The organism is Escherichia sp. TC-EC600-tetX4 (assembly GCF_019356055.1).
In the GTDB taxonomy this organism is placed as follows: Bacteria; Pseudomonadota; Gammaproteobacteria; order Enterobacterales; family Enterobacteriaceae.
The window spans coordinates 1,515,143-1,530,606 of record NZ_CP079924.1; the positions used below are offsets into that span (position 1 = coordinate 1,515,143).

At 51.6% G+C, this 15,464-nt stretch carries 13 protein-coding genes and 3 pseudogenes; 9 read left to right on the plus strand and 7 right to left on the minus strand.

Annotation, left to right across the window (positions count from 1 at the left end):
* Positions 1-26: 26 nt before the first annotated feature.
* Positions 27-452: a nucleoside triphosphatase NudI gene (gene nudI / locus KXD89_RS07295; RefSeq protein WP_001300564.1), complete on the minus strand. Its 426-nt coding sequence runs from the start codon at positions 450-452 to the stop codon at positions 27-29.
* A 278-nt stretch (positions 453-730) separates the two neighbouring features.
* Between nudI and KXD89_RS07300 the strand changes: the two genes are divergently transcribed.
* The 6 genes from KXD89_RS07300 to yfaU all read left to right on the plus strand — a co-directional run bounded on the left by KXD89_RS07300 (position 731) and on the right by yfaU (position 6,964).
* Positions 731-1,273: a YfaZ family protein gene (locus tag KXD89_RS07300; protein WP_001300392.1), complete on the plus strand. Its 543-nt coding sequence runs from the start codon at positions 731-733 to the stop codon at positions 1,271-1,273.
* Positions 1,274-1,372: 99 nt separating this feature from the next.
* Positions 1,373-2,575 carry a nicotinamide mononucleotide deamidase-related protein YfaY gene (locus KXD89_RS07305; RefSeq protein ID WP_000921621.1) on the plus strand — a complete coding sequence of 401 codons (1,203 nt, stop codon included), beginning with the start codon at positions 1,373-1,375 and terminating at the stop codon, positions 2,573-2,575.
* Between the two features lie 219 nt (positions 2,576-2,794).
* Positions 2,795-3,577: an IclR family transcriptional regulator gene (locus KXD89_RS07310; RefSeq protein WP_000894185.1), complete on the plus strand. Its 783-nt coding sequence runs from the start codon at positions 2,795-2,797 to the stop codon at positions 3,575-3,577.
* A gap of 14 nt (positions 3,578-3,591) precedes the next feature.
* Complete coding sequence (gene rhmD / locus KXD89_RS07315; RefSeq protein ID WP_001319848.1) at positions 3,592-4,797, plus strand: L-rhamnonate dehydratase; 1,206 nt, start codon at positions 3,592-3,594, stop codon at positions 4,795-4,797.
* Between the two features lie 56 nt (positions 4,798-4,853).
* Positions 4,854-6,143, plus strand: coding sequence for an MFS transporter (locus KXD89_RS07320; protein WP_000100890.1), 1,290 nt, complete (start codon positions 4,854-4,856; stop codon positions 6,141-6,143).
* A gap of 17 nt (positions 6,144-6,160) precedes the next feature.
* Positions 6,161-6,964 carry a 2-keto-3-deoxy-L-rhamnonate aldolase gene (yfaU, locus tag KXD89_RS07325; RefSeq protein WP_000992954.1) on the plus strand — a complete coding sequence of 268 codons (804 nt, stop codon included), beginning with the start codon at positions 6,161-6,163 and terminating at the stop codon, positions 6,962-6,964.
* A gap of 40 nt (positions 6,965-7,004) precedes the next feature.
* Here the strand turns inward: yfaU and KXD89_RS07330 are convergent.
* The 5 genes and pseudogenes from KXD89_RS07330 to glpA all read right to left on the minus strand — a co-directional run.
* Positions 7,005-7,202 (minus strand): annotated as a pseudogene (locus KXD89_RS07330) (hypothetical protein); the annotation flags it as partial.
* Positions 7,203-8,102 carry an ISNCY family transposase gene (locus KXD89_RS07335; protein WP_000140592.1) on the minus strand — a complete coding sequence of 300 codons (900 nt, stop codon included), beginning with the start codon at positions 8,100-8,102 and terminating at the stop codon, positions 7,203-7,205.
* Between the two features lie 192 nt (positions 8,103-8,294).
* On the minus strand, positions 8,295-9,485 hold the full coding sequence (gene glpC / locus KXD89_RS07340; RefSeq protein WP_001000379.1) for an anaerobic glycerol-3-phosphate dehydrogenase subunit GlpC: 1,191 nt from the start codon (positions 9,483-9,485) through the stop codon (positions 8,295-8,297).
* Positions 9,482-10,741, minus strand: a complete 1,260-nt coding sequence (gene glpB / locus KXD89_RS07345) for a glycerol-3-phosphate dehydrogenase subunit GlpB (RefSeq protein WP_001209927.1) — start codon at positions 10,739-10,741, stop codon at positions 9,482-9,484. The genes glpC and glpB overlap by 4 nt, the downstream gene beginning before the upstream one ends.
* A complete protein-coding gene (gene glpA / locus KXD89_RS07350; RefSeq protein ID WP_000857257.1) occupies positions 10,731-12,359 on the minus strand; it encodes an anaerobic glycerol-3-phosphate dehydrogenase subunit A in 1,629 nt (542 codons plus the stop codon). The genes glpB and glpA overlap by 11 nt, the downstream gene beginning before the upstream one ends.
* A 272-nt stretch (positions 12,360-12,631) precedes the next feature.
* On the opposite strand from glpA, the gene glpT reads away from it, so the two are divergent.
* Positions 12,632-13,990, plus strand: a complete 1,359-nt coding sequence (glpT, locus tag KXD89_RS07355; RefSeq protein ID WP_000948731.1) for a glycerol-3-phosphate transporter — start codon at positions 12,632-12,634, stop codon at positions 13,988-13,990.
* A gap of 4 nt (positions 13,991-13,994) precedes the next feature.
* Positions 13,995-15,071: a glycerophosphodiester phosphodiesterase gene (glpQ, locus tag KXD89_RS07360; protein ID WP_000779105.1), complete on the plus strand. Its 1,077-nt coding sequence runs from the start codon at positions 13,995-13,997 to the stop codon at positions 15,069-15,071.
* A gap of 41 nt (positions 15,072-15,112) precedes the next feature.
* Here glpQ and KXD89_RS07365 read toward each other — a convergent pair.
* Positions 15,113-15,355, minus strand: a pseudogene (locus tag KXD89_RS07365) (LysR family transcriptional regulator); the annotation flags it as partial.
* Between KXD89_RS07365 and KXD89_RS22285 the strand changes: the two are divergent.
* A pseudogene (locus KXD89_RS22285) lies at positions 15,350-15,454 on the plus strand (hypothetical protein); the annotation flags it as partial. The pseudogenes KXD89_RS07365 and KXD89_RS22285 sit on opposite strands and share 6 nt — an antisense overlap.
* Positions 15,455-15,464 lie beyond the last annotated feature (10 nt).

Sequence of the window (15,464 nt, forward strand, 5' to 3'; positions counted from 1 at the left end):
ACAGCCAGTAATGGCTGTCATCATTGTTACAGAAGACCTTTCAAACGTAACGTTTTTCGGGTGGCGACATTCAAATCATAATGCACCAGATCTTCAGGTTTTACCCACGCGTAGTCCTGAAACTCTTCGTTTATTTTCACTTCTCGGTTGGCAGAAACGCAGTCAAAAATCAGGTAAATCATATAAATCTCTTCCTTGCGACCATCTGCATACGTCTTGGTGCGAATATCATCGCTGAAGGTCCACGGCGTGATTTCTGTCAAAAGCAGCTGTTCTCCCAGTTCTTCGCGAATTTCGCGGCGTAGTGCCTCTTCAATTCGTTCGCCAGGCTCCACGCCGCCACCCGAAATCGCCCATTGACCGGGGAAAACGCCGCGATCGTCGGCCATTTTACACAGCAAATAAGCACCATCATTTTGAATCAAAGGGCATACAATAGTCCGTTGTCGCACAGGGATATTCCTTATAAATAAAAAGAAACCATGAGAATACGGTAACTCACAAATATGTGAAAGTGACAGTAATCTCTTTTGCGATGATAACTGTACTTATTATTATTTTTGTGTGTATCGATAAAGTGTGTTTATTTTTTCGGCATTTAATTATTTAAGAAGTATTTAGTTACAATAAGTGACTAGATCCTTTTTTTCGCTCATTGAATCCTCTGTGCCAGGCAGTACAATCCCGCAGCTTTGGGAATTTTGATTAATTGCTTGTGGGAAAGGGGATAATGAAAAAAATTGCGCTAGCAGGTCTGGCCGGAATGCTGTTGGTTTCTGCATCGGTCAATGCAATGAGCATCAGCGGTCAGGCGGGTAAAGAATACACCAATATTGGTGTCGGTTTTGGGACTGAAACGACGGGCCTGGCGTTAAGCGGTAACTGGACACATAACGACGACGACGGTGATGTCGCTGGCGTGGGGCTGGGGTTGAATCTGCCTCTCGGGCCGTTAATGGCGACCGTTGGCGGAAAAGGCGTTTACACCAACCCGAATTACGGCGATGAAGGTTATGCCGCAGCGGTAGGAGGTGGTTTGCAGTGGAAAATTGGCAACAGCTTCCGTTTGTTTGGCGAGTATTACTACTCTCCGGATTCGCTCTCCAGCGGTATTCAAAGTTATGAAGAAGCGAATGCTGGCGCGCGTTACACCATTATGCGTCCAGTCAGTATTGAGGCGGGTTATCGCTACCTGAATCTGTCGGGTAAAGACGGTAACCGCGACAACGCCGTGGCTGACGGCCCGTATGTTGGGGTTAACGCCAGTTTCTGATCCCTTCCGGCGCGGCATTCTGTCGCGCCATTCAGTTTCTTACTACGCCTTATCTCCCTTTGCGTTATAGTGATTCGATAACAAAAGCAGGAGATAACCATGTTAAAAGTGGAAATGTTATCCACCGGGGATGAAGTGTTACACGGGCAAATCGTTGACACTAACGCTGCCTGGCTGGCCGATTTTTTCTTTCATCAGGGGTTGCCATTATCTCGCCGCAATACGGTGGGGGATAACCTTGATGACTTAGTCACCATTCTTCGCGAACGTAGTCAGCACGCCGATGTGCTGATCGTTAACGGCGGGCTGGGACCGACCAGCGATGATTTAAGCGCACTCGCCGCTGCGACAGCAAAAGGTGAAGGCCTGGTGCTGCATGAAGCCTGGCTCAAAGAGATGGAACGCTATTTCCACGAACGTGGACGAGTAATGGCACCGAGCAACCGTAAACAAGCGGAGCTGCCTGCCAGTGCTGAATTTATCAATAACCCGGTAGGCACCGCCTGTGGTTTTGCCGTGCAGCTTAATCGTTGCCTGATGTTCTTTACTCCCGGCGTACCGTCAGAATTTAAGGTGATGGTCGAGCACGAAATCCTGCCGCGCCTGCGCGAGCGTTTTTCTTTACCGCAGCCGCCGGTTTGTCTGCGTTTGACTACTTTTGGTCGTTCGGAAAGCGATCTGGCACAAAGCCTGGACACTCTACAACTGCCGCCGGGCGTAACAATGGGCTATCGCTCCTCAATGCCTATCATCGAACTGAAACTCACCGGACCGGCAAGCGAGCAACAGGCGATGGAAAAACTGTGGCTGGATGTTAAACGTGTTGCCGGACAGAGCGTGATTTTCGAAGGCACTGAAGGACTGCCCGCGCAGATCAGTCGCGAATTGCAAAACCGCCAGTTCAGCCTGACGTTGAGCGAGCAATTCACCGGTGGTTTATTGGCTTTGCAACTTTCTCGCGCAGGTGCTCCATTGCTGGCGTGTGAAGTGGTTCCTTCACAGGAGGAAACCCTGGCGCAAACTGCGCACTGGATTACAGAACGGCGGGCCAACCATTTTGCCGGGCTGGCACTGGCTGTTTCGGGTTTCGAGAACGAGCATCTCAACTTTGCGCTAGCCACGCCAGACGGCACTTTCGCTCTGCGTGTGCGTTTCAGCACTACGCGCTACAGCCTGGCTATCCGTCAGGAAGTGTGCGCAATGATGGCACTGAATATGCTGCGCCGTTGGTTAAACGGCCAGGATATCGCCAGTGAGCATGGCTGGATTGAGGTTGTTGAGTCCATGACCTTATCTGTCTGATTCCGCCACTCTGTGCCGGTTTACTGCACCGGCACATTCCCCCTCCGGCAAAATTTGTCCAACCTGTTGTACTCAATAAGAAAAAATCCGTGCGCTGATTCACAAATTTGTGCGTAATTTCTCCAGTCTGCTGGACGAGGAGCGGGATTTGATGCGCTTCACAATTTTACTCCCCCTGAGCAACGAGACTGATTCCAGTATCTAAGACTGGAGTCCAGTATGTTGGAATCAAGCAAAGTTCCCGCCCTGACACGGGCTATTGATATTCTCAATTTGATTGCCCGCATTGGCCCCTGTAGTGCTGCGACGATCATTGACACATTGGGAATCCCTAAAAGCACGGCCTATTTGCTGCTTAATGAACTCAGGCGTCAGCGTTTTCTTAGCCTTGATCACCAGGAAAATTTTTGTTTGTGGACCAGGCTGGTGGAGCTTTCCGGTCATGCGTTAAGCAAGATGGATCTCCGGGAACTGGCTCGACCGCGTTTGACGCAACTGATGGATACCACCGGGCTGTTATGTCACCTGGGGATTATTGATAACGGCAGCGCTTATTACATTTTGAAAGTGGAGTCATCAGCCACTATCAGCGTGCGTTCCCATGAAGGAAAAAGCCTTTCGCTTTATCGCTCCGGAATAGGTAAATGCCTGCTTGCCTGGCAACCTGCAGCGGTACAGCAAAGTATTATCGAAGGGCTGGTCTGGGAGCAGGCGACACCCACAACGATTACTCATCCACAGCAACTTCACGAAGAACTGGCGCGTATTCGCCGTCAGGGCTGGAGCTATGACAACGGCGAAGATTACGCCGATGTCCGTTGTGTCGCTGCGCCGGTGTTTAACGCCAATAACGAGCTTACCGCTGCGATCTCGGTGGTCGGTACCCGCTTACAAATCAATGAAGAATACCGTGATTATCTGGCGGGCAAGGCCATTGCCTGCGCCAGGGATATTTCACGTCTGTTGGGATGGAAAAGTCCCTTTGACTTACAAGCCTCATAACAATGGAGAACATCATGACCCTACCAAAAATTAAACAGGTTCGCGCCTGGTTTACTGGCGGTGCGACAGCAGAAAAAGGCGCTGGCGGCGGTGATTATCACGACCAGGGGGCGAATCACTGGATAGACGATCATATTGCCACCCCGATGAGTAAATACCGCGATTACGAGCAGTCACGCCAGTCATTTGGCATTAACGTTCTTGGCACGTTGGTTGTTGAAGTCGAAGCAGAAAACGGCCAGACCGGATTCGCCGTTTCGACAGCCGGTGAAATGGGCTGTTTTATTGTCGAAAAACATCTTAACCGTTTCATTGAGGGTAAATGTGTCAGTGATATCAAACTGATCCACGATCAAATGCTCAGTGCCACCCTGTATTACTCCGGCTCTGGTGGCCTGGTGATGAATACGATTTCTTGTGTCGATCTGGCTCTGTGGGATCTGTTCGGCAAAGTGGTCGGGCTTCCGGTTTATAAACTTTTAGGCGGCGCTGTTCGTGATGAGATTCAGTTCTACGCCACAGGTGCGCGTCCGGATCTGGCAAAAGAGATGGGCTTTATCGGTGGCAAAATGCCGACGCACTGGGGGCCACATGATGGCGATGCGGGGATCCGCAAAGATGCCGCTATGGTCGCGGATATGCGTGAAAAATGCGGTGAGGATTTCTGGTTAATGCTCGACTGCTGGATGAGTCAGGACGTGAACTATGCGACCAAACTGGCCCACGCTTGCGCGCCCTATAACCTGAAATGGATCGAAGAGTGCCTGCCGCCACAGCAGTATGAAAGTTATCGCGAACTGAAACGCAACGCGCCAGTCGGAATGATGGTCACCAGCGGTGAGCACCACGGCACACTGCAATCTTTTCGTACGCTTTCAGAAACCGGTATCGACATTATGCAGCCGGATGTTGGCTGGTGCGGTGGTTTAACCACGCTGGTGGAAATTGCCGCAATCGCCAAATCCAGGGGGCAACTGGTGGTGCCGCACGGTTCGTCTGTTTACTCTCACCATGCGGTGATCACCTTCACCAATACGCCATTCAGCGAATTCCTGATGACCAGCCCGGATTGTTCAACGATGCGTCCGCAGTTTGACCCGATTCTGCTCAATGAGCCGGTTCCGGTGAATGGTCGTATTCATAAATCAGTGCTTGATAAACCCGGTTTTGGCGTCGAACTCAATCGTGACTGCAATTTGAAACGCCCCTACAGCCACTAATCACTCCGGGCGTTGCTGTGACAACGGTAACGCCCACATATTCTAAGGAGCTTTTTATGAGCACCGCTTTGCTTGACGCCGTGGTGAAGAAAAACCGTGTGCGTTTAATTCCGTTTATGTTGGCGCTGTATGTGCTGGCGTTTCTCGACCGTTCGAATATCGGTTTTGCCAAACAGACCTACCAGATTGATACCGGGTTGAGTAATGAAGCTTATGCGCTGGGAGCAGGCATTTTCTTTGTGGTATATGCGTTTCTGGGTGTTCCGGCGAATCTTTTGATGCGCAAACTGGGGGCCAGAACCTGGATTGGTACGACAACACTGCTGTGGGGATTTCTTTCGGCAGCCATGGCATGGGCCGATACTGAAGCGAAATTTCTGATAGTTCGCACTCTGCTTCGTGCTGCGGAGGCCGGATTTTTCCCTGGTATGATTTATCTCACCTCGCAATGGTTTCCGCAGCGTAATCGCGCCAGCATTATGGGGCTGTTCTATATGGGCGCACCGCTGGCGTTAACACTGGGATCACCGCTTTCCGGCGCGCTGTTGGAGATGCATGGATTTATGGGGCATCCCGGCTGGTTCTGGATGTTTGTGATTGAAGGATTGTTGGCAGTCGGTGCTGGGGTATTCACATTCTTTTGGCTTGATGACACACCGGAGCAGGCACGTTTTCTGAGTAAACAAGAAAAAACGTTGCTTATCAATCAACTGGCAAGTGAAGAACAACAGAAAGTGACTTCTCGGCTGAGCGATGCGCTGCGTAATGGCCGAGTCTGGCAACTAGCGATTATCTACCTGACCATTCAGGTGGCGGTTTACGGATTAATTTTCTTCCTGCCGACCCAGGTTGCGGCATTGCTGGGAACAAAAGTGGGCTTTACAGCGTCGGTGGTCACCGCCATTCCGTGGGTTGCGGCCTTGTTTGGGACCTGGCTTATTCCGCGCTATTCCGATAAAACCGGCGAACGGCGTAATGTCGCAGCGCTGACATTACTGGCGGCGGGCATTGGTATTGGTCTGTCCGGGCTGCTTTCTCCAGTAATGGCGATCGTAGCGCTGTGTGTTGCAGCTATCGGGTTTATTGCCGTGCAGCCAGTGTTCTGGACGATGCCGACACAACTGCTTTCCGGTACGGCGCTGGCTGCGGGAATTGGTTTTGTAAACCTGTTTGGTGCAGTGGGCGGGTTTATTGCCCCGATCCTGCGCGTGAAAGCAGAAACGTTATTTGCCAGCGATGCGGCGGGATTACTGACGCTGGCAGCGGTGGCGGTCATCGGTTCGCTGATTATTTTCACTCTGCGTGTAAATCGCACTGTTGCGCAGACCGACGTGGCACATCATTAAATAGGTTAAGGAACACGATGAACGCATTATTAAGCAATCCCTTTAAAGAACGTTTACGCAAGGGCGAAGTGCAAATTGGTCTGTGGTTAAGCTCAACGACTGCCTATATGGCAGAAATTGCCGCCACTTCTGGTTATGACTGGTTGCTGATTGACGGGGAGCACGCGCCAAACACCATTCAGGATCTTTATCATCAGCTACAGGCGGTAGCGCCCTATGCCAGCCAACCCGTGATCCGTCCGGTGGAAGGCAGTAAACCGCTGATTAAACAAGTCCTGGATATTGGCGCGCAAACTCTACTGATCCCGATGGTCGATACTGCCGAACAGGCACGTCAGGTGGTGTCTGCCACGCGCTATCCTCCCTACGGTGAGCGTGGTGTCGGGGCCAGTGTGGCACGGGCTGCGCGCTGGGGACGCATTGAGAATTACATGGCGCAAGTTAACGATTCGCTTTGTCTGTTGGTGCAGGTGGAAAGTAAAACGGCACTGGATAACCTGGACGAAATCCTCGACGTCGAAGGGATTGATGGCGTGTTTATTGGACCTGCGGATCTTTCTGCGTCGTTGGGCTACCCGGATAACGCCGGGCACCCGGAAGTGCAGCGAATTATTGAAACCAGTATTCGGCGGATCCGTGCTGCGGGTAAAGCGGCTGGTTTTCTGGCTGTGGCTCCTGATATGGCGCAGCAATGCCTGGCGTGGGGAGCGAACTTTGTCGCTGTTGGCGTTGACACGATGCTCTACAGCGATGCCCTGGATCAACGACTGGCGATGTTTAAATCAGGCAAAAATGGGCCACGCATAAAAGGTAGTTATTGATATCAAAGGCCCATGGGGATCGGCTGTGGGCCTGTGTTAATTAGTGGTTATTCGCTGCCAGATCGGCTTCGCTTAGCTGGGTGGCCGCGAGCACCTGGTCACGATCAAAGCCCTGTTCCAGCATGCGCAAAGCAATTTTAATGGCTTGTTCATGCAAACCTTCTAATTTACCTTCCTGCCAGCCAATTTGATGTCCTTCCTGCCGCAGCCGTTCAGCAATAGTCATTAATCTCTCCTTTTAATGACAGTTCGGAATATCAGCATCAGTGAGTTGGGTTGTCGCCAGCACAATCTCACGTTCAAAGCCCTGCTCCAGCATGCGCAAAGCAATTTTAATGGCTTGTTCATGCATACCTTCCTGCCAGCCAATTTGATGCCCTTCCTGCCGTAGCCGTTCAGCAATAGTCATTAATCTCTCCTTTTGTAGTGGTGAACGTTCGGCAATCTCCTCAATAAAACGGGTGAAACGGGAGGTATCGCCGCATTGCAGCAGATAATTAAACAGTGTTTGTAGCTGGCTGTCATTAGTGAAGCCTCTAACCAAAAGCGTGGTGATCCTGTCGACCATGCCGATTAAATCGCGGTCGCGAATATGCTTTTGAATCAGTTCCAGCAGAGCTATACGCCGATGTTGCATGATCTCATCGTCAGGTACGATGGTGATATCCACCAACAGAAAAGCTTCGGTGTACAACTGCCGGGCAAGTTGCGGATCGTCAAACTCATCCAGCCAGTTGAGTGAGTACGGGTAAGGCGAGGTTTCGCCATGATAAAACAGCAACGGCACCACCAGCGGGACTCTGTCATAGCCTTTGTCCTGGTGACGCTGCATGGCGGCAGTGGCATAGCGCATTAGCCGAAAAGCCATATTCTTTTCTGCAGAGCTTTGATGTTCAATCACGCAGTAGATATAGCCGTCACCGTCGCTGGTTTCCACGGACCACAAAACATCCGAGTAGTAAGCGCGTAAACTTTTTTCAATAAAACTAGTGGGTTCCAGGCGTAAGGTTTGCAGGTTGCAAAGCTTGCGCAGTGGTTCTGGTAAATGTATTTCGAGAAAATCCCGTGCGGTTTCGGGTGTGAACATAAAGGTTTTAAATACCGCATCATGCGGGGAGGAGGTTGTTGATTCGGTCATGGTTGTCCGTCACCTGATATTTATGATGACGCGACATTACGGTTATCCCAGGCCTTTGACATCTGCCAGTTTCAGCCTTTGCGAGACGTTTTCAGAGGAATTTTCACTGCGTTGCAACGCATACATTGGGCACGGAATCGTGTACGCAAAAATGCCCGGTAACCACATGCTTACCGGGCATCAGAAAGGAGTTTAAGCCAGCGCCTGGGCCAGTAGCGTAATCGGATGTTCGCAGCGAAGACTTGTGGACATCTCAATCTGCCATTTACAGGTTTCGCAGTCGGTGACCACCAGATCTGCGCCGCTTTCTTCTATCTGGCGGAACAGTGGTGCGCCGATGGCTTGTGAGGTGGGGTAGTTCTCTTTTTTGAAACCGTAAGTACCCGCAATACCGCAGCACTGGGAATCCAGCACCGTTAACTCAAGCCCCGGGATGTTACGCAACAGCTCCAGGGTGTAGAGCGTCCAGCCCATTTTTTCCATATGGCACGGAGTGTGATAAACCACTTTCAGCGGCAGCGGTTTCAGCGGTAACGTTTTGCCTTCGTCCAGCTTGCGCCACAGCCAGCGGGTTGCCAGTTCGATATGATCGCGCAAGCCTTTGTTGTCGACATTCAGCACTTCCGGGTATTCGTCGCGCAGGGCAAATGTACAGGTTGAGGAGGTGGCAATCACCGGAATGCCTTTTACTCCCACAGCTTCGCGGATCGACTCTACATTCGTAATTGCCTGTTTGCGTGCTTTATCGGTAAAGCCGTTGGCGATTAGCGGTACGCCGCAGCATTTTTCTTTGCTGAGCAGTTGTACACCGGTACCCATTGCGTTGAGCACTTTAATTAAATCTTTACCTAACTGCGGATGGTTGTAGTTAACGAAGCAGCCGTGAAAGAAAGCGACCTGGTCTTTATATTGTGCTTGCTGAGCCGCCACGCTGCGATACCAGCGACGGAACGTGCCGAAGGAGTATTTCGGTAGCGTGCGGCGATGATCGATTTTTAACGCCGCATCAAGCAGCTGCCGCACCGGTTTCAGCGAGGTAGCGGTGTTGACGATTGGTGCGAACGGCGTGGAAACGCTACCCATCAGGTCGGTATGACTCAACACAAAATTACGCAGCGACGGGCGCGTGGTGTCATATTTCGCCCGCGCGCGCTGGATAATATCGCCAATCTTCACATCGGACGGGCAGGCGACTTCACAACGTTTGCAGTTGATGCAATATTTCAGCGCCTCGTCATACAGTGCGCCATCTTTCAAACGCAGACGCTCGCCATCCGGCCCGGCTTGTTTTGGCCCTGGATAACCGGGATTCACCCGGCTCACCGGGCAGGCGGTGGTGCAGACGGTGCACTTAATGCAGTTTTCGAAGCTGGTGTCATTCATTGTTGGCCTCCTGCGCGTTGGGCAATCTGTTGAGCGGCATGTAAAGCACTGACGGCACAAACACCGCCGCCGCATCCCTGGGCGATGGGATCAAATCCGCCCAGCACCGAACCGATGGCAAACAGGTTTTCAATGGTTTGCCCTGCCTGTGACGGGCGTAGCGTCTCATCAGTGGTTACACCGAACTGCTGCCACGGTTGCGGCGCAAAAAAATCTCCCTTATACCATTCACCCCGCGTGGCGGTTTGTAGCACATCAAGGCCGAGAATCGGCTCTCGAATGCCGTTACGTTCCGCTACCAGTCCGCCACTAAAGAAACTGCCGCTGGCGAGAACCGCGAAACGTGGACGTAGCGGAATATCGGCGTGATTGCGGGTCCAGATTTCGTTCACTACGCCATTTTTACAGGTCACTTTTTTCACTTCATCGCCCGGCATCCACACGCCACCCTGGCGCACAAACTGGCGCTGTAACTGGTTTTGCAGACGAATGCCCAGCACGGAAGGCGGCAGCGTTGGCAAAAGCATCAGTGAACAAGGTAGTTTTTCATTCAACCAACGCCACAGTTTGTCATCGGCCAGACCGAAGCAGGCGGGCATCAGGATCATTTCGCAGGTATTGGCGACAGGAATAAGCGCATCAAGTAACAGCGGCCAGTTTTCTTCATTATCAAGGAAACGGGCGATATTCACCGCGCGAAATTCGGTGGCGTTATTGCGCAGCACATCCAGTTCCGGCAGCTCTATTTCTGCGGTTTCAACGGCAAGGCCGAGTTCACGCAACGAAGCTGCCGCAAGGTGCGCCTGAAAATCCATCAGGCCGCTAATTCCCACTACACATATTTTCTTCGCGGGCAGCGGCCAGACGGGGACTTCTGGCGAACTTAGCCAGGTAGAGCGCAGAGTGCCGAGCGGCGTAACCCGCTGGTGAGCAAGTTCTACGCTGCCCTGCAATTGCGCACCGCTTTCAGCGATTAATGCCTGCGCCTGGCAAGCGAGATCGAGCACGCGTTGTGGCTCGAGAAGGGAGTAAGGATGGGCTGGTGCCTGCTGACGCAAAGATTCCAGTCCACTGTGAATGTCTGTCACCGGTTGACCATCTGGCAGATGGCTCAGCAAATCCAGCGATCCGGATGAGAAATGCAGTGCGCTTTGACCACGAGTGACAATGGCACAGCGCAGGCCGTGTTTTTGCAGTTGCAGGCCACAGAGTAATCCGGCGAGGCCGCCGCCCATAATGACAGTATCAAAGCGCATCTTTCTGCTCCTTCTCCAGACCACACAATCCCTGATAAACCCAGCGGGTAAATTCGCTTTCGCGCAGTGCATCTCCCCAGGCGATGGGTTGCACGCCTTTCCAGCGTTCGTTAAGGAAGGTGGAAAGTTGCTCGATAGATTGCGCGGACGTCGTGACGTTAAAACGTTGCAGCAGTCCGGCAGCGCGGCAGGCGCAGAGTTCGCCCTGGCAGGTGCCCATCCCCACACGGGTACGACGGCGTAAATCCAGCAGGCTATTAACGTTTAAATTTTCTACCGCGTACTGCACTTCACCCGCAGTTACCGCTTCGCACTCACATACCAGGCTACGGTGCAGACGGCCTTCGCTCAGCCAGGCAGGCGTGCGATCGCCATGACGATAAACCGCAGAACCGCGCAGCGGGGCAGGCAGGGAGATGACTTTACGCAAGGTAACTTCAGCGGGTTCTTGTGAACCAGGCAGTGCCAGATCGGCAGTCGTACAGGGGCGCGTGTTGCCCAGTTTGCGGCATACCGCGTCGGTAGCCCATTCAGCCATCAGCCGATAGGTCATCAGTTTGCCACCGGTGATGGTGATAAATCCGTCCAGACCATCGCGTTCAGCATGGTCGAGCAGCACGATGCCACGGCTGACGTTACGTCCGCTCGGGTCGTCATCGCTGGCAACCAGCGGGCGCACGCCAGAATAGGCCCGCAAAATGCGCGTTTTCGCCATCACGGGGGCCAGTTTTTCCCCTTCACGCAGCAGAATATCAACCTCTTCTGCCGTCACTCGATTATCGTCAATCTCGTTGTAATCAATACGTAAAGAGGTGGTACCAATCAGCGAAATGGTATCGCCAGGCACCAGAATATCGGCGTCGGAAGGTTTACGGCAGCGGTTGATCACATGCTGGTTAATGCGGTGATCCATGATCAGCAGCGATCCTTTCGCCGGGAACATGCGAATGCGCAGATCGGCATATTCGGCAATGTGTTGCCCCCAGATCCCAGCGGCATTAACCACGACAGGTGCATGAAGGGCCTGAGTTTCGCCGGTGAGATGGTTACGTACACGAACACCGCACACCGTCGCGCCTTCACGAATCAGCCCCGTGACTTCATGAGCGGTAAGGATAACGGCACCGTGTTCTTTGGCATCCAGCATGTTTGCTGCGGTCAGACGAAATGGATCAACGGTGCCATCCGGAACTTTCACCGCGCCAATCAGTGCCGGGTTAACGGCAGGTTCGATAATGCGCGCTTGCTGCGGGTCTATAGCTTCTGCGCTGATCCCTGCTTCTTCGCAGGCGCGAATAAAAGTGGCCTGGAAGGAGAGGTCATCTTCCGGCAGGGTGATAAACAGGCCGTTGGTTGGTTCAACGCAGTGACGTGCAATGCGTTTCAGGATCTGGTTTTCACTAATGCATTCGCGGGCCGATTCCGCATCGGTTACCGCATAGCGCGCACCGCTGTGCAGCAGGCCGTGGTTACGCCCGGTGGCACCGGTTGCGATGTCGTGGCGCTCAACCAAAATCACGCGCAGCCCGCGCAGGGCACAGTCGCGGGCAATCCCGGCTCCCGTTGCGCCGCCGCCAATGATAATCACGTCACTTGATTGCGAGTCGCGAGTTTTCATTGTTATCCCTCTGAAGTTCGTTTTTTACCATTTAGCCATAGTAAAAACATGAATTGTTTGATTTCGCGCATATTCGCTCATAATTCGAAAGTGAAACGTGATTTCATGCGTCATTTTGAACATTTTGTAAATCTTATTTAATAATGTGTGCGGCAATTCACATTTAATTTATGAATGTTTTCTTAACATCGCGGCAACTCAAGAAACGGCAGGTTCTCTCACTGAATCAGGCTGTTAATCATAAATAAGACCACGGGCCACGGAGGCTATCAATGTTGAGTATTTTTAAACCAGCGCCACACAAAGCGCGCTTACCTGCCGCGGAGATCGATCCGACTTATCGTCGATTGCGCTGGCAAATTTTCCTGGGGATATTCTTTGGCTATGCGGCTTACTATTTGGTTCGTAAGAACTTTGCGCTTGCTATGCCTTATCTGGTTGAGCAGGGATTCTCACGCGGTGATTTAGGTTTTGCCCTTTCGGGGATCTCGATTGCTTATGGATTTTCGAAATTCATCATGGGTTCGGTATCGGATCGCTCGAATCCGCGCGTTTTCCTGCCCGCAGGTTTGATTCTGGCGGCGGCAGTGATGTTGTTTATGGGCTTTGTGCCATGGGCGACGTCGAGCATTGCGGTGATGTTTGTACTGTTGTTCCTCTGCGGTTGGTTCCAGGGGATGGGGTGGCCGCCGTGTGGTCGTACTATGGTGCACTGGTGGTCGCAGAAAGAACGTGGCGGCATTGTGTCAGTGTGGAACTGTGCGCACAACGTCGGTGGTGGTATTCCGCCGCTGCTGTTCCTGCTGGGGATGGCCTGGTTCAATGACTGGCATGCGGCGCTCTATATGCCTGCTTTCTGCGCCATTCTGGTGGCATTATTCGCCTTTGCGATGATGCGCGATACCCCGCAATCCTGTGGCTTGCCGCCGATCGAAGAGTACAAAAATGATTATCCGGACGACTATAACGAAAAAGCGGAACAGGAGCTGACGGCGAAGCAAATCTTCATGCAGTACGTACTGCCGAACAAACTGCTGTGGTATATCGCCATCGCCAACGTGTTCGTTTATCTGCTGCGTTACGGCATCCTCGACTGGTCACCGACTTATCTGAAAGAGGTTAAGCATTTCGCGCTAGATAAATCCTCCTGGGCCTACTTCCTTTATGAATATGCAGGTATTCCGGGCACTCTGCTGTGCGGCTGGATGTCGGATAAAGTCTTCCGTGGCAACCGTGGGGCAACCGGCGTTTTCTTTATGACACTGGTGACCATCGCGACTATCGTTTACTGGATGAACCCGGCAGGTAACCCAACCGTCGATATGATTTGTATGATTGTTATCGGCTTCCTGATCTACGGTCCTGTGATGCTGATCGGTCTGCATGCGCTGGAACTGGCACCGAAAAAAGCGGCAGGTACGGCAGCGGGCTTTACCGGGCTGTTTGGTTACCTGGGCGGTTCGGTGGCGGCGAGCGCGATTGTTGGCTACACCGTGGACTTCTTCGGCTGGGATGGCGGCTTTATGGTAATGATTGGCGGCAGCATTCTGGCGGTTATCTTGTTGATTGTTGTGATGATTGGCGAAAAACGTCGCCATGAACAATTACTGCAAGAACGCAACGGAGGCTAATGGCATGAAATTGACGCTGAAAAACCTTAGCATGGCGATCATGATGAGCACTATAGTCATGGGAAGCAGTGCAATGGCGGCGGACAGCAACGAAAAAATAGTCATCGCCCATCGCGGTGCCAGTGGATATTTGCCGGAGCATACGCTGCCAGCAAAAGCGATGGCGTATGCGCAGGGAGCGGATTATCTGGAACAGGATTTGGTGATGACCAAAGACGACAATCTGGTTGTTCTGCATGACCATTACCTCGATCGTGTTACTGATGTTGCCGATCGTTTCCCGGATCGGGCGCGCAAAGACGGTCGTTACTACGCGATAGATTTCACGCTGGATGAAATTAAGTCGTTGAAATTTACCGAAGGTTTCGATATTGAAAACGGTAAAAAAGTGCAGACTTATCCGGGGCGTTTCCCAATGGGTAAGTCCGACTTCCGGGTGCACACCTTTGAAGAAGAGATTGAATTTGTTCAGGGGTTAAATCACTCTACCGGGAAAAATATCGGTATTTATCCAGAAATCAAAGCGCCGTGGTTCCATCATCAGGAAGGGAAGGATATTGCGGCAAAAACGCTGGAAGTGCTGAAGAAATATGGTTACACCGGTAAAGACGATAAAGTTTATTTGCAATGTTTTGATGCTGATGAGCTGAAGCGTATTAAGAATGAGCTGGAACCCAAAATGGGCATGGAGCTCAATCTGGTACAGCTGATTGCCTATACCGACTGGAATGAAACGCAGCAGAAACAGCCGGATGGAAGCTGGGTTAATTACAACTACGACTGGATGTTTAAGCCGGGTGCCATGAAACAGGTGGCGGAATATGCAGATGGTATTGGTCCGGATTACCATATGTTGATTGAGGAGACATCGCAGCCGGGTAATATCAAACTCACTGGCATGGTGCAAGATGCTCAGCAGAATAAACTGGTAGTGCATCCTTATACCGTGCGGTCAGATAAACTGCCTGAATACACTCCTGATGTGAATCAGTTATATGATGCTCTGTATAACAAAGCGGGTGTAAATGGGCTGTTTACTGATTTCCCTGATAAGGCAGTAAAATTTCTTAATAAAGAGTAATGTTACTGCAGGATGGCGTTCATGCGCCATCCTGTCTCATATCAAATTTTTCCAATCGCCACTAATTGTTCCATGCACATTTGTAGTAAAAACAGTGGACTGCCTTCTACCGGCTTTTCTTTAGCCAGCAACGAAATCTGTCGATAGAAAGTTGGTTCGAGAGGAACGGAACACAATTCACCTGCAATGCTTTTCAGCGTTAACTCTGGTTGTAAGGCGATGCCTAATCCCTGTCGAATAAAATTCATCGCTGTATCCGCCTGATTAAATTCACATTTTATCTGCTGGGCGCACTATTAGTGGTAGTGGCTGGTGGAATCTATGCGCTGCAAATGAAGGGTAAAAGCGGTGTCAAGCTAGTAGTGGCAAAAGAAATTCATTAATACGACACGT